Origin of the sequence: Novosphingobium sp. SL115 (genome assembly GCF_026672515.1) — a bacterium.
Lineage (GTDB): Bacteria > Pseudomonadota > Alphaproteobacteria > Sphingomonadales > Sphingomonadaceae > Novosphingobium.
In genome coordinates this window covers 1,776,103-1,797,868 of sequence record NZ_JAPPRG010000002.1, presented here as the reverse complement: position 1 = coordinate 1,797,868, position 21,766 = coordinate 1,776,103, and the positions used below count along the sequence as shown (strand labels likewise).

Genomic DNA, 21,766 nt, shown 5'->3' with positions numbered 1-21,766 from the left:
ATCGCGGCCTGTGACGATATCCAGAATATGCTGCGATGCCCGAAAATGCTTATGCTGTTGCGCACAGCATAAGCGCTTTGCCGCGCCCCTGCCAATGACAATGCCGACGTCAGGGCCAGCATTTTGCAAAAGGGATGATACCGCCTTCAGCGTGCGGTTTCAGAACCCCTCAAACGTGATCGCCTCATCCAGTGGCGCACGCGGCACATCAAAACTGTTGACCGGAACCTCAGGGTCGCGCCGTCCAATGGCCAACCCGCAGAAGAACACATGATCGTCAGGGATCGCCACACAGTCGCGCACCTGCTTCTGGTAAACCGCCCATGCTTCCTGCGCGCAGGAATCCAGCCCCTCTTCACGCAGCAGCAGCATCACCGTTTGCAGCCACATGCCCATGTCCGACCACTGCGGCGGCCCCATGTAACGCGGAGTGTGAACCAGCAGCAGCAGCACCGGCGCATCAAACGCCCTGAAATTCTGCATGAACTGCAAAAGCCGCCCGCGCTTGTCCTCACGCCCAATGCCAAGCGCAGCATACATCGCCTCGCCCACACCAAACCGGCGCGCTTCATAAGCGCCATCCAGAACGGCCGGATAGATCTCATATTCCGTCGAATGCGCAGCCCGCCCTTCAGGAATCACCTGCGCCACGCTCTCAACCAGCCGCGCCAGCGGATCGCCCGTCAGGACATGGGCATTCCACGGCTGTACGTTCCCGCCAGAAGGCGCCCGCTGCGCCTTTTCCAGCACCCGTACCAGCACATCGCGCGGCACCGCATCAGGCAAAAACTGGCGGACCGAACGGCGAGAAACAACCGCTTCGCTAACAGACATCTGGCTCATGGCGCTTTAACTGCACGGTTAAATCACCATCGTCAAGCGACGGCTATTCATCCTCGAACAGGTCGGCCAATTGTTCGATAATCGTGCCACCAAGCTGTTCGGCATCCATGATCGTCACCGCACGGCGGTAATACCGCGTCACGTCATGGCCAATGCCGATGGCGACCAGCTGGACCGGTGACTGCTTTTCGATCCAGTCGATCACCTTGCGCAGGTGCTGCTCCAGATAGCCCGCATTGTTCACGGAAAGCGTCGAATCGTCCACCGGCGCGCCATCGGAAATGACCATCAGGATGCGGCGATCTTCCGGCCGTGCCAGCAGGCGGCTATGCGCCCACAACAACGCTTCGCCGTCGATGTTTTCCTTCAGCAAACCTTCGCGCATCATCAGGCCAAGGTTCTTGCGCGCGCGACGCCACGGCTCATCAGCCTTCTTGTAAACAATGTGGCGTAAATCGTTGAGACGGCCCGGTCCTGCTGGCTTTCCGCCTGCCAGCCATGCCTCCCGCGCCTGCCCGCCCTTCCACGCGCGGGTGGTAAAGCCCAGAATTTCGGTCTTCACCCCGCACCGCTCCAGCGTGCGCGCCAGAATGTCCGCGCTGATGGCCGCGATGGAAATCGGCCGTCCGCGCATGGAACCTGAATTGTCGATCAGCAGTGTGACGATGGTGTCCTTGAACTCGACATCACGCTCAATCTTGTAGGACAGCGAATGGCCGGGCGAAATCACCACGCGCGCCAGACGCGCAGCATCCAGCAGTCCCTCTTCCTGATCGAAGTCCCATGACCGGTTCTGCTGCGCCATCAACCGGCGCTGCAACCGGTTCGCCAGCCGCGTCACCACCCCCTGCAAACCCTTCAGTTGCATGTCGAGGTAGGCGCGCAACCGGGTCAGCTCATCTTCATCGCACAGGTCGGTGGCGGCAACGATCTCGTCGAACTGTTCGGTGTAGGCTTTGTAGTCGAAATTCTCCGGCAGGTCGGTCCATGGCCGGTTCGGCCGGGTCGGCAACATGCCTTCCTCGCCTTCGTCCGCCATGTCCGCATCGGCAGCATCGTCGTTCTGTTCGATTTCCTGCTCGGTGTCCGAATCCTCGTCGCCCTCGCTGGTATCGCCCGCCATTTCAGACGGTTGCTGCTCCTGATCGTCAGAGGCGTTCGGCTCTTCCTCGCCGTCCTCCTCTTCCTGCTCGCCCTCGTCCTCTTCGGTATCCTCGTTCTGGTCGCTGGCCGATTGCGTCAGGTCCAGATGCTGCAACATATCCAGCGCAAGCTGCTGAAACGCCCGCTGGTTATCCAGCGAAAGCGCCAGCGCTTCAAAGTCGTCACCAACTTTGCTTTCAATCCAGCTCCGCACCATGGCCATGCCAACCTGCGCCGAAGCGGGGGCTTCCTGCCCGGTCAGCTTTTCACGCAGCAACAGCGCCAACGCGCTGGGCAGCGGCACCTCTTCGGGCTTGACGGCCCGCGCAATCGGGTCGGACAGCATGCGCATGGTCAGCGCCGCATCCAGATTGTCGCGCATCCCGGCATAGGCATTGGCGCCCAGCGCCTCATACCGCACCTGTTCAACCGCATCGTAACAGGCGCGAGCCAGTGCTTCGCCGGGCGCATGGCGGCCATGCAGCGCGGCATTGTGATGCCGCAGGCGCAGCGCCATCGAATCTGCCGCACCGCGCGCCTGCGCCACCTGATCGGCGGGAAGCGCGCGGCCCGGCATGGGCACCCGCATCGAACTGCCCGATTGCACCGCCGCATCAGCCGTCCACGCCACTTCAACCTCAGGGTCGAGCGAGATGGCCCGCGCGGTGCCGGTCAGCACCGAACGGAAGCGGTCAAGGGGAGTTTCGTCAGCCAATGCCTGCCTTTAACGCTACTTGGCCGACCAAGATGCGCCCCCGCGCAGGCGGGGGCCTCAGTCGGCCCGATACAAAACTTAAACGATCTTCTGGCCGGTCTTTGCCCAATCGGCAAGGAAGCCTTCAATGCCCTTGTCCGTCAGCACATGCTTGAACAAGCCCTTGATGACCGCAGGCGGTGCAGTAATCACGTCTGCACCAATGCGCGCGCTTTCCAGAACGTGCACGCCATGGCGGATCGAAGCCACCAGGATTTCGGTTTCATAAGCGTAGTTATCATAGATCAGGCGGATGTCGCGGATCAGGTCCATGCCATCGAAACCATTGTCGTCATGGCGGCCAACGAAGGGCGAAATGAACGTCGCGCCAGCCTTTGCCGCCAGCAGCGCCTGATTGGCCGAGAAGCACAGCGTTACGTTAACCTTGGTACCTTCGCTGGTCAGCGCCTTGCAGGTCTTCAAACCATCGATGGTCAGCGGCACCTTGATGCACACGTTGTCAGCGATTTTGCGCAGCACTTCGGCTTCGCGCATCATGCCTTCGTGGTCCAGCGCCACCACTTCTGCCGAAACCGGGCCATCGACCAGACCGCAGATTTCGCGGGTCACTTCGATGAAGTCCTTTCCCGCCTTGGCAATCAGCGTCGGATTGGTGGTCACACCATCCAGCAGGCCGGTGGCGGCAAGATCCGCAATTTCGGCGGTATCGGCGGTGTCGACGAAGAACTTCATGGGTCTGGCCTTCCAGATTGGGGAGGAAATGATTCCCCACGCCTATAGGCAAGGCGGACGCCAATGTCAGGAGTCACTTTGTCAGGTGTCCCGATGCCCCCGCAACACCTGCCCGCTCACTTCAACCCGAACGCTGCCATCAGCACAGGATCGTTGGTAGAACGCGGATCGGCACGGATCGCTGCTTCTTCCCGACCAATTGCCCGGAAAATCGCATTGTCCGCCTCAAGCGCCAGCGCATTGGCAATACTGCCCACGTCCACTCCCGTCAGCGCAGCCAGCACTTCACCCACCAGCGGTTCACGGCTGACGCGCAGGGCATCGCCAAATTCAGGCACCATCACTTCCACCAGACTGCTGCCCATCTGTTCGTGCAAAAATGCCGTGGCGGCCATGGGATCGCTGCCCCGCAGCAGGGCCAGCGCATTACCCACGCCAATGGTGCGCACAGCATCGGTCACCGCAGGTGCCGCCCGTTCCGCCGCGTCATAGGCCATGTCATTGAACGCGCGTTGCAGGCGCTCTTTGAAAATCGGCCCGGTCAGGATACGCTGCATCACGCCGCCACGGCTGCCAATCGCCTGCGGCAGGGTCAGCCGGGTCATCTGATCGTCCCAGAACCCGCCGGGTGCCAGCAGGCGTGCGAAAGCGCGGTCGGATGACAGGAACAGCAATCGCCGCACCGCTTCTTCCAGCGAAAACGCGGGATAACTGGCGCATCCGGCCAGTGACAGCGCCCCAAGCGATGCGATGCCGCCCAGCAACACCCGGCGCGAAGTTGAAACCGACATGCCTTTTCTCCTCACATTCTTGCGCGCCCGCTTTTGCCCGGCGCACCTGTGCCCCATATAGAACCCCGAACATGAACCGCGTCCGATGCCTTGTCTTCAACTCCGCGCTGGGTCCTCTGGACTATCGCGTGCCCGATGGCATGGATGTGCAGCCCGGCAGTGTCGTGGTCGCGCCATTGGGTCCGCGCCAGCTCATCGGCGTGGTCTGGGAAGCGGAACGGTTACCCGGAACCGAAGTTCCTGACCACAAACTGCGCCCGCTGCTCTCGGTCCTTCCGGTCCCGCCACTGTCCGCTCCCTTGCGCCGCCTCATCGAATGGACCGCGGACTATTACCTCGCCTCACCGGCCTCAGTCGCGCGCATGGCGCTATCCAGCAACGCAGCGCTGCAAGGCGGCAGCACCGTCACTGAATACCGCCTGACCGGCGCTGAACCGGGCCGCCTGACCCCGCAGCGGGCCAAGGCCATCGAAGCGCTGGACGGCCAGCAGGGCACCATCCGCGAACTGGCCGAAATCGCCGGGGTTTCCGATGGCGTGCTGCGCGGCATGGCTGGTGCGGGGCTGCTCGAATCGGTCGTGGTGGATTCGGACCGCCCCTATCCCGCACCCGACCCCGCCTTCGCCGCACCCGATCTGTCGGATCAGCAGGCCGAAGTATCCGCTCGATTTGTCGCCTCGGTCCGCGCGCGTGAATTTCGCCCCTTCCTGCTCGATGGCGTCACCGGATCGGGCAAGACCGAAACCTATTTCGAAGGAGTGGCGGCCGCGATTCAAGACGGACGGCAGGTTCTGGTGCTGCTTCCCGAAATCGCGCTGACCGAAACTTTCCTCAAACGGTTCGAAGCGCGCTTCGGTGTCACGCCTGTCACCTGGCACTCCTCGCTCAAGTCGTCCGAACGGCGGCGCGCGTGGCGTTCGGTGTCGTCAGGTGCCGCCAAGGTCGTTGTAGGTGCACGTAGCGCACTGTTCCTTCCGTTTGCGAATCTGGGCCTGATCGTGGTCGATGAAGCGCACGAAATCTCATTCAAACAAGATGATGGCGTCCGCTACAACGCCCGCGACGTCGCCGTTATGCGCGCCCGGTTCGAAAGCGCGCCGATCATCCTCGCCAGCGCCACACCCGCACTCGAAAGCCTGCAAATGGCCGAAGCAGGCCGCTATGAACGGGTGATCCTGCCCAGCCGTTTCGGCGGGGCCACCATGCCCGATATTCAGGTGGTCGACCTGCGAACGCAGCAGCCCGAACGCGGTCACTGGATCGCGCCGCCGTTGGTCAAGGCATTGAAAGACCGCCTGGAAAAGGGCGAACAGTCGCTGCTGTTCCTCAACCGCCGGGGCTATGCACCGCTGACGCTTTGCCGCACTTGCGGCTATCGTTTCCAATGCCCGAACTGTTCGGCATGGCTGGTGGAACACCGCCTGTCCTGCCGCCTTGCCTGCCACCACTGCGGTCACGAAGTCCCCCCGCCCGAAGCCTGCCCCGAATGCCACGAACCCGACTGCCTCGTCGCCTGCGGTCCGGGGGTTGAACGGATCGCGGATGAAGTGGCGGAAATCCTCCCAGAAGCGCGGGTTGCACTGGTGACTTCAGACACACTGACAAGTCCGGCAAAGGCTGCGGAGTTCGTCGAAATGGCCAGCGCCAAGGCCATCGACGTGATTGTCGGCACCCAATTGGTCACCAAAGGCTACCACTTCCCCGAACTGACGCTGGTGGGCGTAATCGACGCCGACATGGGCCTTGAAGGCGGTGATCTGCGAGCGGCGGAACGCACCTATCAACAGGTGGCGCAGGTGGCAGGCCGGGCCGGACGCGGTGAGAAACCCGGCGAAGTTTTGATTCAGACCCGCCACCCGGAAGCCCCGGTGATCGAAGCACTGGCCAGCGGTGACCGCGACGCCTTCTACGCCGCCGAAGCCGAAGCCCGCCGCGATGCAGGTGCGCCGCCGTTCGGGCGCTGGGCCGCGATCATTGTGTCGAGCGAGGACGAAGCCGAAGCCCGCGATGCGGCCCGCGGCATTGGCGGCAGCGCGCCAAGGCTGGATGACGTGCTGATCCTCGGCCCCGCGCCCGCACCGCTATCGCTGCTGCGCGGGCGCTATCGCTATCGCCTGCTCATCAACGCCCGCCGCTCCACCGAATTGCAGCGCGTGATCCGGCAATGGCTGGAACCCTTGCGCTTCCCGCCCGGCGTGCGCGTGGCGGTGGATATCGATCCCTACAGCTTCGTCTGAAGCCCCTTCACACCGCACCGCCCGCACGGACAGGTTGATCCTTTGGTCAAGTTCGCCATTTCAGGCTAATGCCTGGTCCTGTCCTTGTGCCCATTCTGGGCGATCAGCTTTCGCCCGAAATCTCCAGTCTGGCGGACCGCAAGCCTGACGACACCGTGATCCTGATGATGGAGGTGACCGAGGAGACAACCTATGTCCGGCACCACAAGGCCAAGATCGCGCTGATCCTTTCAGCCATGCGCCACTTTGCCGAGGAGTTGCGCGAAGTCGGCTGGACCGTCGATTACATCATGCTGGATGATCCCGCCAACACGGGCAGCTTTACCAGCGAGGTTGCCCGCGCGGTACATCGCCATCGCGCCCGCGGTGTACAGGTGACCGAACCGGGCGAATGGCGCGTGCGGCAAGCGATGGAACAGTGGCGCACCAGCCTGCCGGTGCGCGTCCGCGTTGTGCCAGACACGCGCTTTATCTGTCCCCTGCCCGATTTCTATGCATGGGCAGCGGGGCGCAAGGAATTGCGCATGGAGTGGTTCTACCGCGAGATGCGCCGCAAAACCGGACTGCTGATGGACGGCGACAAGCCCGAAGGGGGACGCTGGAACTTCGATGCCGAAAATCGTGGTGGCCCGGAAGCAGGGCTTCAGCCGCCCGCCATGCCCGCATTCGAACACGATTCAATCACCCGCGATGTTCTGGCCATGGTTGAACAGCGCTTTGCAAACCACTTTGGATCATTGGAAAACTTCGGCTGGCCGGTCACCCGTGCCGATGCAGAAGCGGCAACCGCTGCTTTTCTGAAAGACCGGCTACCACTGTTCGGGAAGTATCAGGACGCGATGGTCGCGGGCGAAGATTTCCTGTTTCACGCCGCGCTATCGCCAGCGATCAACATCGGCCTGATCGATCCGCTGGACCTGTGCCGCCGGGCCGAAGCCGAATGGCGCGAAGGCCGCGCGCCGCTGGAAGCCGTGGAAGGTTTCATCCGCCAGATCATTGGCTGGCGCGAATATATTCGGGGGATGTACTGGCTGGAAATGCCGGAGTTGGCAGATGCTAACGGGCTGGATGCCGCGCGACCGCTGCCCGATTTCTACTGGACCGGCGACACGCCAATGCGCTGCCTTTCCGAATGCGTGCGCACCACGCGCGACAATGCCTATGCCCATCATATCCAGCGCCTGATGGTGCTGGGCAACTTCGCGCTGCTGGCCGGGATCAGTCCGCAGGACGTGTCAGACTGGTTTCTGGTGGTCTATGCTGACGCCTTTGACTGGGTGGAACTGCCCAACGTCGCGGGCATGGTTCTCCATGCCGACGGAGGCAGGCTGGCATCAAAACCCTATGCCGCCAGCGGTGCCTATATTGACCGGATGAGCGATTATTGCGGCACATGCGCCTTCGACGTGAAGAAGAAGACAGGCGAAGGCGCCTGCCCCTTCAACGCGCTGTACTGGCATTTTCTGGCGCGTAATGAAAAGAAGCTGGCAGGGTATCACAGGCTGGCCCAACCCTATGCCACATGGCGGCGGATGACCGAGGATAAGCGCACAGAGTATCTCGAAAGTGCCGAAACTTTTCTCACGACTTTGGAACCAGCGGCGGCTGGTTGGGCGCGGGGCTAAATTTTCCTGCGGAAAACCCACATCGGCGGCCTGATCCCACCTTGTTTGGCCACACGGTATAGCAGCGCTAGTCCCGCGCCTGTGGCCACTGCCATGGCAATCACGCTCGCCTCAAGCCCAAAGGCCCCGCCTGTGAGCCAGTCCGGCCCTTCACGCGACGTAATCAACAGGCCATCGGGCATGTCCCCGCCGGATACCGGCACGCTGAACACCCAGCCCTGCGTGAAATTCCACGCGGCATGAATGCCGATAGGCACCCACAGCCTGCGCTGCCACAAATAGGCCGCGCCCAGCAGAATGCCCGCCTCCATCGCAATGGCGAAAGCTGCAAACAGGCTGGCTCCCGGATTGGCCAGATGAGCAAGGCCGAACAGCGCCGATGTTATGAACAGCGCAGCCCAGGTGCCCAGCATCGATTCAATATGGCGCAGCAGAACGCCGCGGAACAGGATTTCCTCGATCGTGCCGGAGGTGACCGCCATAGCCAGCATCGCCCAGATCGCGCCCATGCCGTTTATGCCGGTAATGGATATGCCGCCCATCACGGCGACGATGCTGGTCATCAATGTGAACAGCCCCGCCCCAATCAGCAGGCCCAAGGGCAGTTCGCGCGGCAAGACGGCGGCTGGCATTTCGTCATTCGCCCGGCGTTCAATCCAGCGACGGCAGGCAAGGTAGATGGCAATGGCCAGCAGCGCGACGACCAGCCCACCAAGGAAATTGATCACGCCATCGCCGACCCCAAACCTCATCAGCAAAGCCGAAGCGAGCGATGCCGCAAAGCCGACCGCCAGAAATTCGACAATCAACAGCGTCAGAGGAAAAGCGATGATTCGCCGCAGCACTCCCGGTTTCGTCGCTTGCGGCTCATCCATAATCACCCCCTGACATCAACCACTGGTTTTCCGGCGCTCCTTGTCGAGCAATCGCTGTTTGATCTCAAGCCCATAGGCATAGCCGCCCAATGTCCCGTCAGACCGGATGACGCGGTGACAGGGAATCAGCACCGCCACGTTATTAGCGCCATTGGCCGACCCTGCTGCCCGCACCGCGCCGGGCCTGCCCACTTGCGCCGCGATTTCAGCATAAGACCGGGTTTCACCCACTGGAATGCGCCGCAAAGCCTGCCACACCGCTTGCTGGAACGCCGTGCCCGAAACGTCCAGCGGCAAGTCTGGCATTGCCGCCGGATCATCGCAGGCAGCCACTGCCGCCCCGATCAACCGCTGCACCAGCGCGCCTCCTTCGGTCAGCACCGCGTTGGGAAAGCGCGCCCGCAACACCTCGACGTCTTCGTTGAACGACAGGCGACAGATGCCTCGTTCGGTCGCCGCAAGCAGCATCGGGCCAAGCGTGGTCGCGGCCACTGCCCAATGGATGTCCACGCCCTCGCCACCTTTGCGCCATGCCGAAGGAATCATGCCCAACACCTCACCACTTTCCGCATAGAATTGCCCTGGCGCACTGTATCCTGCATCATAGATCGCCTCCGTCACGCTGCCTGCGTTATCCAGCGCCCCGCCGATGCGTGCCTTGCGCTGCTGCCGGACATAGGCGGCCGGGGAAAGCCCTACTTCACGTTTGAACAAGCGCTGGAAATGATGCGGGGCATAACCCACCGCTTGCGCCAGCGCGGCGAGCCTCAGTCCCGGTTCTGCGCCAAGCAACGACAGCGCCTCTGTCACAGCCTCCCTGTCTCGCCCCAACTCGTCAGGCCTGCACCGCAGACAGGGCCGCAAACCCGCCGCCTGCGCCGCCGCCGCATTTTCATGCAAAGTCACGTTTTCGGGCCGAGGCCTGCGTGCGGGGCAGCTGGGCTTGCAATAGATGCCCGTGGTCGTAACCCCCACCACAAATCGCCCGTCCATCGTGCGATCACGGCGGGCAAAAGCGTCCAGAGCATGTTGCGGATCAATCATTGCCATGCACAGGGTTTTATGACGATCCGCAGAAAGGCGCTTCCTGAATCTTGCGGTCAAACCGAAACAGCGCAAAGAAGCAGCCCATGCGTGTCGCCCAACGGATAACCGCCTGCCTCGTCGCCCTTTTCGCAGCGCTTGCCGCGCCTGTGGCCTTAGCTGACCCGGCAGACATCACCGCAGCCAGCCGTTCGGTGGTGCGCGTGGTGATTGTCGAAACCGATGGCGATCGCGCAAGTTTGGTCACCCATGGCACTGGTTTTGCGGTCACTCCCGATCTGATCGTGACCAATGCCCATGTGGTGGAAGCGCTGCGCCGCGACGATACGCTGCTGGCAGGCGTCGTGCCGGCTGAGGGGCGCAATGGGTATCCGGCAAGGCTGGTGGCCTATTCCCCCGGCAACGATCTTGCCATGCTCAAAGTCGAAGGCGGCGGCACGCTGACGCCGATCACCCTATTTCCCGGCGCACCTGCCGACGGGGCAGAGGTCTATGCCGTTGGATACCCCGGCAATGTCGATCTGGCGCAGGGGCTGTCGATGGCCGATCTGGTCACCCCGCAAACCCCGGTGAAAACGCGCGGCTATCTTTCGGGTGGGCGTTCGTCGCGCTCGTTTGACACGCTGCTGCACACAGCACCCATCGGATCCGGCAACTCCGGTGGGCCGCTGCTGGATGCCTGCGGCCGCGTGCTGGGCATCAACTCCTTCGGCACGGTTTCGGACAATGGCACCGATTCGGCATTCTATTTCGCCATTTCGATGCGCGAACTGGCCTCTTTTCTGAAGCGCGCCAATGTGATCGCACATAATAGTGGGCTGCCGTGCCGCTCCATCGCCGATCTTGATCGTGCCGAAGCTGAACGCGCAGGGGCCGAACAGACCCGGCTTTCCGCCGAAACCGCCGCCCGCGCCGCAACACAGCAACGTGCGATGGACAAGGCCCGCCGCGATGCCGAACTGGCCGTCTTGTCAGAACGCGACAATGGGCTTGCTCTTGCCGCGCTGTTGCTGGTGGGCGCGCTGGGCGCAGGTGGATGGGGCATGGTGCAGGCGTCGAAGCGGCGCGGGCGTTTTCAACGCAAGCATGTGTTCGGCGCTGGCGCGCTATTGCTGGCAGCGATTCTCACCTGGTTCTTGCGCCCTTCACTTTCCAGCATCGACACCCGCGCGCAGGACATGCTGGCCGATCCTGCAGCAAGTGCTAGCGCAAGTGCAGCGACAGCCGAAAGCGCGACTGGCGCCGGCCCGATGATCTGCGTGCTGGACCCTGAACGTAGCCGCGTGACCGTTTCCGACATCACCGACGTTCCGCTGGAATGGGCCAGCGACGGCTGCGTCAACGGCAAGACCCAATACGGTCTGGCACAAGATGGCTGGTCGCGAATCCTTGTGCCCAATGGCGAAGAGACGATTTCGGTAAATTCGTATGATCCGACCACCCGCACCTATACGGTAGAACGGTTTCTGATGGCTCTGGATGGCATGACACAGGCCCGCGCAGCGCGCGGCAAACTTAGCGCGCCAGCCTGTGGCGCGGGCGAGGATGCGGCCCGTCGGTTTGGCGAAAGCCAGCAGGCGATCAAGGCTTTGCTGCCGCCAGAGCCGAATGAGCGCATGCGTTACAAGTGCCAGTCGGCCGGATAAGCCGCCTCGGCAGCGCCGCGCTCGCGCACTCTTCTCTCATACCTATGCACATCTCCTAACGTCGCATCTTGTAATAACTGCCCGACGTTGCTAGGCGCGCCCCGTCTGCGGGCCATTCGGTTGTTCATCTACCGGCAATGGTCCGCCTCGGCTTATCCTGGATGAAGGAACCTCGGCGCGTGGAGATTTCCGGCGGCATTACGGCCAGCTTGTCAGGGCGTTACGCTTCGGCGTTGTTCGAACTGGCAAATGAACAGGGCATGGTTTCCGCCGTTGAGGGCGACCTTGAGAAGATCGCAGCCGCGATCCGCGAATCGGTCGACCTTGCAGCGCTGATCCACAACCCGCAAATCAGCCGCGAAGCCGCTGGCAAGGTGATGGATTCCATCGCTGTGCTGCTCGGCCTCGGCGATCTTGCAAAGAAGTTTCTGGGCGTGCTCGCCTCGAACCGTCGCCTCTCCGCTCTGACTGACGTGATCCGCGCCTTTGGCGTGATCTCGGCTGCACATCGCGGCGAAGTTGCGGCCGAAGTGACCAGTGCTCATCCGCTTGATGATGCCCAACTCGCTGCGCTTGCTGAAAAGCTGCAGGCCCGCGAAGGCAAAACCATCAAGCTTAAAACCAACGTCGATCCCGATATCCTCGGTGGCCTTGTCGTGAAAATCGGCAGCCAGATGATCGACAGCTCGATCCGCACCCGTCTCAATTCCCTCGCCCAGGCGATGAAGGCTTGAAGCCTCAAGGCTCTACGAAAGGCTGAAAATGGAAATCCGCGCCGCTGAAATCTCGAAGGTCATCAAGGACCAGATCGCCAGCTTCGGCACCGAAGCTCAGGTCTCGGAAGTCGGCTCCGTTCTCTCGGTGGGCGATGGTATCGCCCGCATTCACGGCCTCGACAAGGTTCAGGCCGGTGAAATGGTCGAATTCTCGAACGGCGTTAAGGGCATGGCCCTTAACCTCGAAGCTGACAACGTCGGCGTCGTGATTTTCGGCTCGGACGCCGAAATCAAGGAAGGCGATGTCGTCAAGCGCACCGGCACTATCGTCGACGTTCCCGTCGGCAAGGGCCTGCTGGGCCGCGTGGTCGACGCGCTCGGCAACCCGATCGACGGCAAGGGCCCGATCGAAGCGGCCAGCCGTCAGCGCGTTGAAGTGAAAGCTCCGGGCATCATCCCGCGCAAGTCGGTGCACGAACCCGTGCAGACCGGCCTGAAGGCAATTGACGCTCTGGTTCCGGTTGGCCGTGGCCAGCGCGAACTGATCATCGGTGACCGTCAGACCGGCAAGACCGCTGTCGCCATCGACACCTTCATCAACCAGAAGGCCGTCAACGCCGGCACCGACGAAGGCAAGAAGCTTTACTGCATCTACGTCGCCGTCGGCCAGAAGCGTTCGACCGTTGCGCAGATCGTGCGTCAGCTCGAAGAAAACGGCGCGATGGAATACTCCATCGTCATCGCCGCTACCGCTTCGGAACCGGCTCCGCTTCAGTACCTCGCACCCTATACCGGCGCGACCATGGGCGAATTCTTCCGCGACAACGGCATGCACGCCGTGATCGTATATGACGACCTTTCGAAGCAGGCCGTCGCCTATCGTCAGATGTCGCTCCTGCTGCGTCGTCCTCCGGGTCGCGAAGCTTATCCGGGCGACGTGTTCTATCTCCACAGCCGTCTGCTTGAACGCGCTGCGAAGATGAACGATGAAAACGGCGCTGGTTCGCTGACCGCGCTGCCGATCATCGAAACCCAGGCGGGCGACGTTTCGGCCTACATTCCGACCAACGTGATCTCTATCACCGACGGCCAGATCTTCCTTGAAACCGGTCTGTTCTATCAGGGCATCCGTCCGGCCATCAACGTGGGTCTGTCGGTGTCGCGTGTGGGTTCGTCGGCTCAGACCAAGGCGATGAAGAAGGTCGCCGGCTCGATCAAGCTGGAACTGGCACAGTACCGTGAAATGGCTGCGTTCGCCCAGTTCGGTTCGGACCTCGACGCTTCGACGCAGAAGCTGCTGAACCGTGGTTCGCGTCTGACCGAACTGCTCAAGCAGCCGCAGTTCTCGCCGCTCGGCTTTGAAGAGCAGACCTGCGTGATCTTTGCCGGTACGCAGGGCTATCTCGATAGCGTGCCGACCAACCGCGTGACCGAATACGAAGCCGAACTGCTCAGCTTCCTGCGCACGCAGCATGCTGATCTGCTGACGCTGATCCGCGACACCAAGGATCTTGGCGATGAAGCCAAGGGTAAGCTGGTTGCCGCGCTCACCGCGTTCGGAAAGCAGTTCGCCTAAGTTTGCACAGATAACGTCCCCCGGCTTTCGGGCCGGGGCGACGGATCAAGGGAGCCGTCATGGCCTCGCTTAAGGAACTCAAAGGCCGGATCAACTCGGTCAAGTCGACCCAGAAGATCACCAAGGCCAAGCAGATGGTCGCGGCGGCCAAGCTGCGCAAGGCCCAGGCTGCTGCCGAAGCTGCGCGCCCCTATGCCAGCCGCCTCGCGGAAGTCATGGGCAGCCTCGCTTCGAAGGTTGCGGGGCAGGACAATGCGCCGCTGCTGATGCGCGGCACCGGTTCGAACCAGCGTCATCTCCTTGTCGTGGTCAACACCGACAAGGGGCTGTGCGGCGGTCTGAACTCCAACCTCGTTAAGGAAGCAAAGCTGCAGGCGCGTGCGCTTGAAGCGGCCGGTAAGACCGTATCCTTCTACCTTGTCGGCAAGAAGGGCCGTGCACCGATCCGGCGTGACTATCCGAACGGCATCGCCGCCGGATACGATACCAGTTTGGTTCGCACCCCCGGCTTTGACGAAGCTGCAGCCATCGCACATGAACTGATCGCCATGTTCGAGGCGGGCAAGTTCGATGTCGCTCATCTGGTCGCGCCAGAGTTCAAGAACGCGCTGACGCAGTTGCCGGTGACCACGCAGATCATCCCCGTCCCTGCCCCTGCCAACGCTGTCGCCATCGACGCTGTGGTGGAATATGAGCCGGGCGAGGAAGAAATCCTCGAAGAACTGCTACCGCGTTACGTCACCACACAGCTTTTCGGCGCTCTGCTGGAACGCGAAGCGTCCGAACAGGGCGCTTCGATGACCGCGATGGACAACGCAACGCGCAACGCGGGCGAGCTGATCAATAAGCTCACCATCCAGTACAACCGCAGCCGTCAGGCTGCGATCACCACCGAACTCATCGAAATCATTGCGGGCGCTGAAGCGCTCTAGCAACAACGAAAGTTTGGGGCGCTGACGCGCTCTGACGACGAGATAGAAGGCAAGGAAACAACCATGGCCACCGCAACCTCTACCGGCAAGATCAGCCAGGTCATCGGCGCCGTCGTCGACGTGACCTTCGACGGCGCACTGCCGGCGATTCTCTCCGCTCTCGAAACCGAAAACAACGGCAACCGCCTCGTTCTCGAAGTCGCGCAGCACCTCGGCGAAAACACCGTCCGCACCATCGCGATGGATTCGACCGATGGTCTGACCCGCGGCGAACTGGTGCGTGACACTGGCGCGCAGATCTCGGTGCCGGTCGGCCCCAAGACGCTTGGCCGCATCATGAACGTGATCGGTGAACCGATCGACGAACGTGGTCCGGTTGGCGCGGAACAGACCGCCCCGATCCACGCCAAGGCTCCCGAATTCATCGACCAGTCGACCGAAGCCGCGATCCTCGTGACCGGCATCAAGGTCATCGACCTTCTCGCTCCCTATGCACGCGGCGGCAAGATCGGCCTGTTCGGCGGCGCTGGCGTTGGCAAGACGGTTCTCATTCAGGAACTGATCAACAACATCGCCAAGGGCCACGGCGGCGTGTCCGTCTTCGCGGGCGTTGGTGAACGCACCCGTGAAGGTAACGACCTTTACCACGAATTCCTCGACGCTGGCGTTATCGCCAAGGACGCCGATGGCAACCCGACGCCGGACGGCTCGAAGGTGGCTCTCGTGTTCGGCCAGATGAACGAACCGCCGGGCGCCCGCGCTCGCGTTGCGCTGTCGGGTCTGACCATGGCAGAATACTTCCGCGACCAGGAAGGCCAGGACGTTCTGTTCTTCGTCGACAACATCTTCCGCTTCACGCAGGCGGGTTCGGAAGTGTCGGCACTGCTCGGCCGTATTCCTTCGGCCGTGGGCTATCAGCCGACGCTGGCCACCGACATGGGCCAGCTGCAGGAACGCATCACCTCAACCACCAAGGGTTCGATCACCTCGGTGCAGGCAATTTATGTTCCCGCCGACGACCTTACCGACCCTGCGCCAGCCGCTTCGTTCGCCCACTTGGACGCAACGACCACGCTGAACCGCGCGATCTCGGAACTCGGCATCTATCCGGCGGTTGACCCGCTCGACTCGACCTCGCGCGTGCTGACGCCCGCCGTTGTCGGTGAAGAGCACTACACCACCGCCCGCCGCGTGCAGGAAACGCTGCAGAAGTACAAGTCGCTGCAGGACATCATCGCGATTCTGGGCATGGACGAGCTTTCGGAAGAAGATAAGCTCACCGTTGCCCGCGCTCGCAAGATCCAGCGCTTCCTGTCGCAGCCGTTCCACGTCGCAGAAGTGTTCACCGGCATCAGCGGCAAGTTCGTGCAGGTCGAAGACACCGTGCGTTCGTTCAAGGCAGTTGTTGACGGCGAATACGACCACCTTCCCGAAGCGGCGTTCTACATGGTCGGCGGCATCGACGAAGCGGTCGAAAAGGCCAAGAAGCTGGCTGCTGACGCCTGATCTGAGATAGCTCCCCGGCCTTGTCCGGGGAGACTGAAAGGCAAGACATGTCTCTCCATTTCGAACTCGTCACCCCGGCCCGCCTCGTTCGTTCGGAAGAGGTTCACATGGTCGTCGTTCCCGGCACCGATGGTGAATTCGGCGTCCTGGAAGGCCACGCGCCATTCATGTCGACGGTGAAGGACGGGGCGATCAAGGTCTATAAGTCGGCAGGTTCTGCCCCTGAAGAGATCAAGGTTCAGGGCGGCTTTGCTGAAGTCGGCGCCAAGGGCCTGACGGTTCTGGCCGAACACGTCGAAGGCTGATCCGCCGCACCGGCTATACTGAAAGGGCTGGCCCGAAAGGGTCGGCCCTTTTCGTTTGTGCCCCATGTGCCTGCGCTCACGCCCAGTTCTGTTCGTGTCGAGCGAAGTCGAGACACATCCACATCGTATGCGACACATACATTTTTTTGCTAAATTCGGCATTGCGAACTTTTCATCCACGCGAAAATAAGGCATAGACTTCTCATATCCGCGAAATCGCATCGGGAGAGTTGAGAGTATGTCGCAGAACCTGGAACAGGTCATCCAAGGCGCGGGTGACCTTGTAAACTTCGTCCGCAACCAGCAGGTAGGCCCCAACGTTTATCCGGGCGTCCCTTCGGAATTCTCGAACTGGCGCAACGAACAGTGGGCATGGGGCCACACTGCCGTTCTCTATAACCAGTCCTACCACATGGTCGATCTTGCGGTAAAAGGCCCCGATGCCTTCGCGATGCTCGAATACCTCGGCATCAACAGCTTCAAGAATTTCCAGCCTGACCGCGCCAAGCAGTTCGTGCCCGTCACCCCCGATGGCTATGTCATTGGCGACGTGATCCTGTTCTATCTCGACGAAAACCACTTCAACCTTGTTGGCCGCGCGCCGACCATCGAATGGGTTGAATACCACGCTGCCACCGGCAACTGGAACGTAACCCTCGAACGTGACGAACGCTGGGCAATGCGCACCGATGGCAAGCGCAACAGCTATCGCTTCCAGATCCAGGGCCCCAACGCGATGAAGATCATCGAAAAGGCCACCGGTAAGACTGCCCCTGATCTCAAGTTCTTCCACATGACCCGTATGACCATTGGGGGTAAGGAAGTGCGCGCGCTGCGTCATGGCATGGCTGGCCAGCCGGGCTTTGAACTGATGGGTCCGTGGGAAGACTATGGCGCGGTTCACGCAGCGCTGGTCGAAGCGGGCAAGGAATTTCAGATGGCGCTGGTCGGTGGCCGCGCCTATTCGTCAAACACGCTGGAATCGGGCTGGATCCCTTCGCCCTTCCCCGCCATCTACACCGGCGAAGCACTGCGCCCCTATCGTGAATGGCTTTCGGCCAATTCCTACGAAGCCAAGTGCTCGGTCGGCGGCAGCTATGTGCCTGAAACCATTGAAGGCTACTACACCACGCCATGGGATCTGGGCTATGGTCCCTTCGTGAAGTTCGACCATGACTTCATCGGCCGCGCCGCGCTGGAAAAGATGGCTGCCGCTGGCAACCATCGCACCAAGGTTACCCTCGCGCTCGACAACGAAGACGTGATGCGGGTCCAGTCGTCGGCACTCAGCACGGGCGACCGTGCCAAGTTCATGGAATATCCCAGCGCAGTCTATTCGATGCACCCGTTCGATCAGGTGCTGGTCGATGGCAAGATGGTTGGTCTGTCCACATGGATCGGCTACACCGCCAACGAAGGCAAGTTCCTGACCCTTGCCATGATGGAACCGGGCTTTGCGACGCCCGGCACCGAAGTCAGCCTGCTGTGGGGCGAGCCCAATGGCGGCACTACCAAGCCAACCGTCGAACCCCACGTCCAGACTGAGATCAAGGCTGTCGTTTCGGCAGTGCCATATGTTGCCGCCGCACGCGACAACTACGCCGAAGGCTGGCGCACCAAGAAGTAAGCTTCAGGCCACAAACCTGAATGCGAAAGCGCCGGTCCCTCCCGACGGGGCCGGCGCTTTTTCTATGGGCTGGCACAGCACTGGCCATCTGTCTGTTGCCGGCCACAGCTCAATCATCCAGAAGGCGTAACGCCCGCATTACAACTTCCTGCGCAAGCTCGTCAGGGTTTGGCTCAGGAAGGGGGGAGCGGATCATCTGGCGGTTCGTCTGCAGTGCAAAGCCGAACACAGCACACCACATTGTCGCAATACGGATAGCCCGTTCACGGTCGGTCAGCCCCGGAGCCGCATGCAAGTAGTCTGCATGAAGGCGCTGGAACCCGGCATCCTGTGCATCACGTATCTCTTGTGCCAAATGCGGCCGCACCAGTTCACTTTCATACATGAGCGTGAATATGTGCCCATTTTCCATCGCAAAGCGCAGAAAGCTCTGGCAACTGTGCTCTATCCGGCCACGCGGGAGGGTGATGTCCTGGGAATAGGATTCATCCCACTCGAACATCCGCCGATAACCTTCCAGTGCGACGGCCAGCAACAGCGACCGTCGGTCTGGAAAATGGTGATAGGGTGCGCCGGAAGATACGCCTATTTCGTCGGCAAGTCGTCGCATGGACAGGCTTTCATGCCCTTCCCGCTCGACAAAAACATAGGCCGCGGCCAGCAATTCCGCCCGCAGATCATCGCGATGCGACGGTTTTCCGCGCTTTTCACGCACTTTGACCTGTCCACTCATGGCGCTGCTTCTGCGTCCAAATCCTTCTGCATGCAACCCGTCGCCCCACCTTTCTGGGAAGCGTGAAAATCGACTGCACCACCATATTGACCATCGCTTAATAAGCACGTATTAAGCGTCGCTGAATAAACGTAATGGCGAGGTTGGGTGAAGGTGTCTGGTCCGAAAAGTTTCAAGTACGGCGTATCGCTGTACAGCTACACTGACGATCTCGGCACGGTGATGACGCTGGAAGATGCGTTCGATCACGTCGCAGGGACCGGTTCGACCGGCATCGAGATCCTCGGTGAAACTAGCGTCCCGAATTATCCTGTCCCGTCAGTACAATGGCTGGATTCCTGGTTTGCCCTGCTTGATCGTTACAAGCTTGAACCGACCAATCTTGGCGCTTGGGTCGATACGCGCCTGACAATCGACCGCAACATGACCGTGGCAGAAGGCGCTGCGCAGATTCAGCAGGACTTGCGGCTGGCTCACCAACTCGGCTTCAAGTTTCTGCGGCCCAAGTTCGGTGTGATCGACGGCGAATTGACGCCTGATCCGATCTGGGAAGGCGCGATCGAGCGCAGCCTCGATCTGGCACACGAATGTGGCATCATCATCCTGCCTGAAATCCACGCGCCTACACCTATCAAGCACCCGGTTACCGACGCCTACATCGCGTTCATAGAACGCACCGGCTCAAAGAACTTTGGCCTGATGATCGACACTGGCATCTTTCAGGATCGCCCCCTCGACAAATGGGGTGGCGGAGAAACTGATGAAATCCGCAAGGGTGCTCTCAGCTTTCTCAACGGCATCAAAGTGCCGGTCGAGCATCTGGCTGATGTGATCCAGTACGTGCCGTTCATTCAGGCGAAGTTCCATCACATCGACGAAAACCTGCACGATCATCACATCCCATGGGATCGGATCGTGCCCATGCTCAAGAAGCTGGGATACACCGGCTACCTCTCCAGCGAATACGAAGGTGCGCGTGACCCATGGGTCGCCATTGAGCAAGTCCGCCGCCAGCACGCGCTGATCCGCAAACTTGAAACCGAATATGATCTGGAGGCGGCCAATGCTTGAGCGCCATCATGTACAAAGCACCGGATTCCGCAATGTGGGGCCGGACAACGCACGGACGGGCTTCGAGCTGCGCATTCGGCAGCCCAACTACCGCAGTTCGCGGCTGAGCCTGATCGAAGGTGTCGATCTGACCATTGATGGTGTGCTTTATCCGGCGGAGCAGAGCACGGTTCGCGTGGGTGATGTCGAATATACCCACGCTCAAATGGCGCAGGAGACCGAGGCGAGGCTTTACGTCGGGCAGTTCCTTACGGTCGTTGTACCCAAGCCCGGCGGGCTTGCGCCGGGTGTACACCGTGTCGAAAGCAGCATCCGCTTTCGACACCCCTATTTCCCGCCAGAGTTCCAGCCTGCCTTCGTTCGTGACGAGCGCCACGTAACGATCATCCTGCCCTGAACGGGCAAATAGAGAATAACGGGAGAGCAGCGATGGAAGGCAAACCGGATGTCTCCGGGGCTAAAGGCGCGGGTGCGGGACAGGGCATCGTCGTCGTCTTGGCCGGTTTTCTGCCGATTCTGGCGATCGTTGCGCTTGCCCCGGCCGTGCCGCGCATGGTGGAACACTTCGCAGATTATCCCGCAGCCCAAACGCTGGTGCCGCTGGCGGTCACTGCTCCCGGCCTTATGATCGCTTTGTTTTCGCCCTTGATGGGATGGCTGACTGACCGTTTCGGACGGCGGGAACTGCTTCTCTGGGCGACCTTCATTTATGGTCTGGTCGGCGTTCTGCCGTTCTTTCTGGAAAGCCTCGTCGCAGTCTTTGCCTCGCGGCTTGCGCTGGGAATCTGCGAAGCGGCGATCCTTACCGTGACCAACACGCTGATCGGTGATTATTTCGCACCAGACAAGCGCCGGACCTGGCTGATGATTCAGGCAGCAGCCGGACCTTTTTTTGGCGTTACGGTGCTGACGCTGTCAGGTTATCTGGCATCGACAAGTTGGCAGACGCCTTTCCTCATTTACGGCTGTGCGCTGCCAATCTTCGCGGCGATGTGGTTCACGATCTTCGAACCGGACCTTGCGAATTCCGACGAAGAAATCGATGCCGCCGGGCAATTTCCTTGGAACCATGTCCTGCTTGCAGGCGGCGTAACGCTCGTCTCGGCGAGCCTATACTACGTTTACATCGTGCAGATCGGCCTCGCCTTTGCAGGCATCGGCGTGAACGATCCGGGTAAGGTCGGGATGCTGGTCGGAGTGGCCAACCTTGGCGTGTTCATAGGCGGTATCGTGTTCAAGCCACTGTCCAGTCGCCTTGGTTCAGCCACACAAATCGCCGTTTTCCTGCTGCTGCTTGGACTGGGCATGATCGGCATCGGCACAGCAGATAGCGCAAGCGCGATGACAATTTTTGCCTGCATCCAGCAACTTGGAGCTGGCATCCTTATTCCATCGCTGGTGCTGTGGGCGATGAACGGATTGCCTCCGCAACATCGCGGCCGCGGCATGGGCGTGTGGAGCGCCTGCTTCTTTCTTGGGCAATTTGCCAGCCCGCTGTTCGTCACCCTCGCCCGCACGATCACGCCCGATATCGGCGGCGCATTTCTTGTCTTGGGTATCATCGCAATCATCGGGGCTTTGGCGTCCGCAGGTCTGTCACGAATGGCCGGTCGCAACGCGCAATCAATTCAACAAAGGGAGGTATAAAA

The 21,766-nt window shown here is 61.1% G+C and carries 19 protein-coding genes; 12 read left to right on the top strand and 7 right to left on the bottom strand.

What is annotated here, in order from left to right:
• Positions 1–159: 159 nt before the first annotated feature.
• The 4 genes from OVA07_RS10240 to OVA07_RS10225 form a co-directional block, all read right to left on the bottom strand.
• Entirely contained in the window at positions 160–843 is a 684-nt protein-coding gene (locus tag OVA07_RS10240; protein WP_268171325.1) for a nitroreductase, read from the bottom strand.
• Between the two features lie 43 nt (positions 844–886).
• A complete protein-coding gene (gene cobT, locus OVA07_RS10235) occupies positions 887–2,701 on the bottom strand; it encodes a cobaltochelatase subunit CobT (protein WP_268171324.1) in 1,815 nt (604 codons plus the stop codon).
• A gap of 78 nt (positions 2,702–2,779) precedes the next feature.
• Positions 2,780–3,433 carry a fructose-6-phosphate aldolase gene (gene fsa, locus OVA07_RS10230; RefSeq protein ID WP_268171323.1) on the bottom strand — a complete coding sequence of 218 codons (654 nt, stop codon included), beginning with the start codon at positions 3,431–3,433 and terminating at the stop codon, positions 2,780–2,782.
• A gap of 116 nt (positions 3,434–3,549) precedes the next feature.
• Positions 3,550–4,224: a DUF4197 domain-containing protein gene (locus OVA07_RS10225; RefSeq protein WP_268171322.1), complete on the bottom strand. Its 675-nt coding sequence runs from the start codon at positions 4,222–4,224 to the stop codon at positions 3,550–3,552.
• A gap of 71 nt (positions 4,225–4,295) precedes the next feature.
• Here OVA07_RS10225 and OVA07_RS10220 point away from each other — a divergent pair, with 71 nt between their 5' ends.
• Both OVA07_RS10220 and OVA07_RS10215 read left to right on the top strand, forming a co-directional pair.
• Positions 4,296–6,461, top strand: a complete 2,166-nt coding sequence (locus OVA07_RS10220) for a primosomal protein N' (protein WP_268171321.1) — start codon at positions 4,296–4,298, stop codon at positions 6,459–6,461.
• Positions 6,462–6,529: 68 nt separating this feature from the next.
• Complete coding sequence (locus OVA07_RS10215) at positions 6,530–8,086, top strand: cryptochrome/photolyase family protein (protein WP_268171320.1); 1,557 nt, start codon at positions 6,530–6,532, stop codon at positions 8,084–8,086.
• On the opposite strand, the gene OVA07_RS10210 is transcribed toward OVA07_RS10215, so the two are convergent.
• Positions 8,083–8,961: a CPBP family intramembrane glutamic endopeptidase gene (locus OVA07_RS10210; RefSeq protein ID WP_268171319.1), complete on the bottom strand. Its 879-nt coding sequence runs from the start codon at positions 8,959–8,961 to the stop codon at positions 8,083–8,085. The genes OVA07_RS10215 and OVA07_RS10210 overlap by 4 nt on opposite strands.
• 15 nt (positions 8,962–8,976) lie before the next feature.
• Entirely contained in the window at positions 8,977–10,005 is a 1,029-nt protein-coding gene (locus tag OVA07_RS10205; RefSeq protein ID WP_442789669.1) for a bifunctional transcriptional activator/DNA repair enzyme AdaA, read from the bottom strand.
• An 86-nt stretch (positions 10,006–10,091) separates the two neighbouring features.
• On the opposite strand from OVA07_RS10205, the gene OVA07_RS10200 reads away from it, so the two are divergent.
• The 7 genes from OVA07_RS10200 (at position 10,092) to desA (ending at position 18,313) form a co-directional block, all read left to right on the top strand.
• Positions 10,092–11,651: a S1C family serine protease gene (locus OVA07_RS10200; RefSeq protein WP_268171317.1), complete on the top strand. Its 1,560-nt coding sequence runs from the start codon at positions 10,092–10,094 to the stop codon at positions 11,649–11,651.
• A 179-nt stretch (positions 11,652–11,830) separates the two neighbouring features.
• Positions 11,831–12,385 (top strand): F0F1 ATP synthase subunit delta, encoded by a 555-nt coding sequence (locus OVA07_RS10195; protein ID WP_268172675.1) that lies wholly within the window; start codon positions 11,831–11,833, stop codon positions 12,383–12,385.
• 28 nt (positions 12,386–12,413) lie between these two features.
• The gene (gene atpA, locus OVA07_RS10190) at positions 12,414–13,943 is read left to right on the top strand and encodes a F0F1 ATP synthase subunit alpha (RefSeq protein ID WP_268171316.1); all 1,530 of its coding nucleotides are present in this window, start codon (positions 12,414–12,416) and stop codon (positions 13,941–13,943) included.
• Positions 13,944–14,002: 59 nt separating this feature from the next.
• Complete coding sequence (locus OVA07_RS10185) at positions 14,003–14,875, top strand: F0F1 ATP synthase subunit gamma (RefSeq protein WP_268171315.1); 873 nt, start codon at positions 14,003–14,005, stop codon at positions 14,873–14,875.
• 63 nt (positions 14,876–14,938) lie between these two features.
• Positions 14,939–16,381 carry a F0F1 ATP synthase subunit beta gene (gene atpD / locus OVA07_RS10180; RefSeq protein ID WP_268171314.1) on the top strand — a complete coding sequence of 481 codons (1,443 nt, stop codon included), beginning with the start codon at positions 14,939–14,941 and terminating at the stop codon, positions 16,379–16,381.
• Between the two features lie 47 nt (positions 16,382–16,428).
• Positions 16,429–16,686, top strand: a complete 258-nt coding sequence (locus OVA07_RS10175; RefSeq protein WP_268171313.1) for an ATP synthase F1 subunit epsilon — start codon at positions 16,429–16,431, stop codon at positions 16,684–16,686.
• Between the two features lie 238 nt (positions 16,687–16,924).
• Positions 16,925–18,313, top strand: a complete 1,389-nt coding sequence (gene desA, locus OVA07_RS10170; RefSeq protein WP_268171312.1) for a syringate O-demethylase — start codon at positions 16,925–16,927, stop codon at positions 18,311–18,313.
• A 109-nt stretch (positions 18,314–18,422) separates the two neighbouring features.
• Here the strand turns inward: desA and OVA07_RS10165 are convergent, their stop codons facing one another.
• Positions 18,423–19,046 (bottom strand): TetR/AcrR family transcriptional regulator, encoded by a 624-nt coding sequence (locus OVA07_RS10165; RefSeq protein ID WP_268171311.1) that lies wholly within the window; start codon positions 19,044–19,046, stop codon positions 18,423–18,425.
• Positions 19,047–19,199: 153 nt separating this feature from the next.
• On the opposite strand from OVA07_RS10165, the gene OVA07_RS10160 reads away from it, so the two are divergent.
• From OVA07_RS10160 to OVA07_RS10150, 3 genes are read left to right on the top strand one after another with little or no spacing between them, the layout of a single operon-like run.
• A complete protein-coding gene (locus OVA07_RS10160) occupies positions 19,200–20,117 on the top strand; it encodes a sugar phosphate isomerase/epimerase family protein (protein ID WP_268171310.1) in 918 nt (305 codons plus the stop codon).
• On the top strand, positions 20,110–20,514 hold the full coding sequence (locus tag OVA07_RS10155; RefSeq protein WP_268171309.1) for a C-glycoside deglycosidase beta subunit domain-containing protein: 405 nt from the start codon (positions 20,110–20,112) through the stop codon (positions 20,512–20,514). Before OVA07_RS10160 ends, OVA07_RS10155 begins: the two co-directional genes overlap by 8 nt.
• A gap of 32 nt (positions 20,515–20,546) precedes the next feature.
• Positions 20,547–21,764: an MFS transporter gene (locus tag OVA07_RS10150; RefSeq protein WP_268171308.1), complete on the top strand. Its 1,218-nt coding sequence runs from the start codon at positions 20,547–20,549 to the stop codon at positions 21,762–21,764.
• Positions 21,765–21,766 lie beyond the last annotated feature (2 nt).

Coding starts and splice junctions, on each gene's coding strand:
- OVA07_RS10240 (WP_268171325.1), bottom strand. CDS start 843: ATGAGCCAGATGTCTGTTAGCGAAGCGGTTGTTTCTCGCCGTTCGGTC.
- fsa (WP_268171323.1), bottom strand. CDS start 3,433: ATGAAGTTCTTCGTCGACACCGCCGATACCGCCGAAATTGCGGATCTT.
- OVA07_RS10225 (WP_268171322.1), bottom strand. CDS start 4,224: ATGTCGGTTTCAACTTCGCGCCGGGTGTTGCTGGGCGGCATCGCATCG.
- OVA07_RS10220 (WP_268171321.1), top strand. CDS start 4,296: ATGAACCGCGTCCGATGCCTTGTCTTCAACTCCGCGCTGGGTCCTCTG.
- OVA07_RS10215 (WP_268171320.1), top strand. CDS start 6,530: ATGCCTGGTCCTGTCCTTGTGCCCATTCTGGGCGATCAGCTTTCGCCC.
- OVA07_RS10210 (WP_268171319.1), bottom strand. CDS start 8,961: ATGGATGAGCCGCAAGCGACGAAACCGGGAGTGCTGCGGCGAATCATC.
- OVA07_RS10205 (WP_442789669.1), bottom strand. CDS start 10,005: ATGATTGATCCGCAACATGCTCTGGACGCTTTTGCCCGCCGTGATCGC.
- OVA07_RS10200 (WP_268171317.1), top strand. CDS start 10,092: ATGCGTGTCGCCCAACGGATAACCGCCTGCCTCGTCGCCCTTTTCGCA.
- atpA (WP_268171316.1), top strand. CDS start 12,414: ATGGAAATCCGCGCCGCTGAAATCTCGAAGGTCATCAAGGACCAGATC.
- OVA07_RS10185 (WP_268171315.1), top strand. CDS start 14,003: ATGGCCTCGCTTAAGGAACTCAAAGGCCGGATCAACTCGGTCAAGTCG.
- atpD (WP_268171314.1), top strand. CDS start 14,939: ATGGCCACCGCAACCTCTACCGGCAAGATCAGCCAGGTCATCGGCGCC.
- OVA07_RS10175 (WP_268171313.1), top strand. CDS start 16,429: ATGTCTCTCCATTTCGAACTCGTCACCCCGGCCCGCCTCGTTCGTTCG.
- desA (WP_268171312.1), top strand. CDS start 16,925: ATGTCGCAGAACCTGGAACAGGTCATCCAAGGCGCGGGTGACCTTGTA.
- OVA07_RS10165 (WP_268171311.1), bottom strand. CDS start 19,046: ATGAGTGGACAGGTCAAAGTGCGTGAAAAGCGCGGAAAACCGTCGCAT.
- OVA07_RS10155 (WP_268171309.1), top strand. CDS start 20,110: ATGCTTGAGCGCCATCATGTACAAAGCACCGGATTCCGCAATGTGGGG.
- OVA07_RS10150 (WP_268171308.1), top strand. CDS start 20,547: ATGGAAGGCAAACCGGATGTCTCCGGGGCTAAAGGCGCGGGTGCGGGA.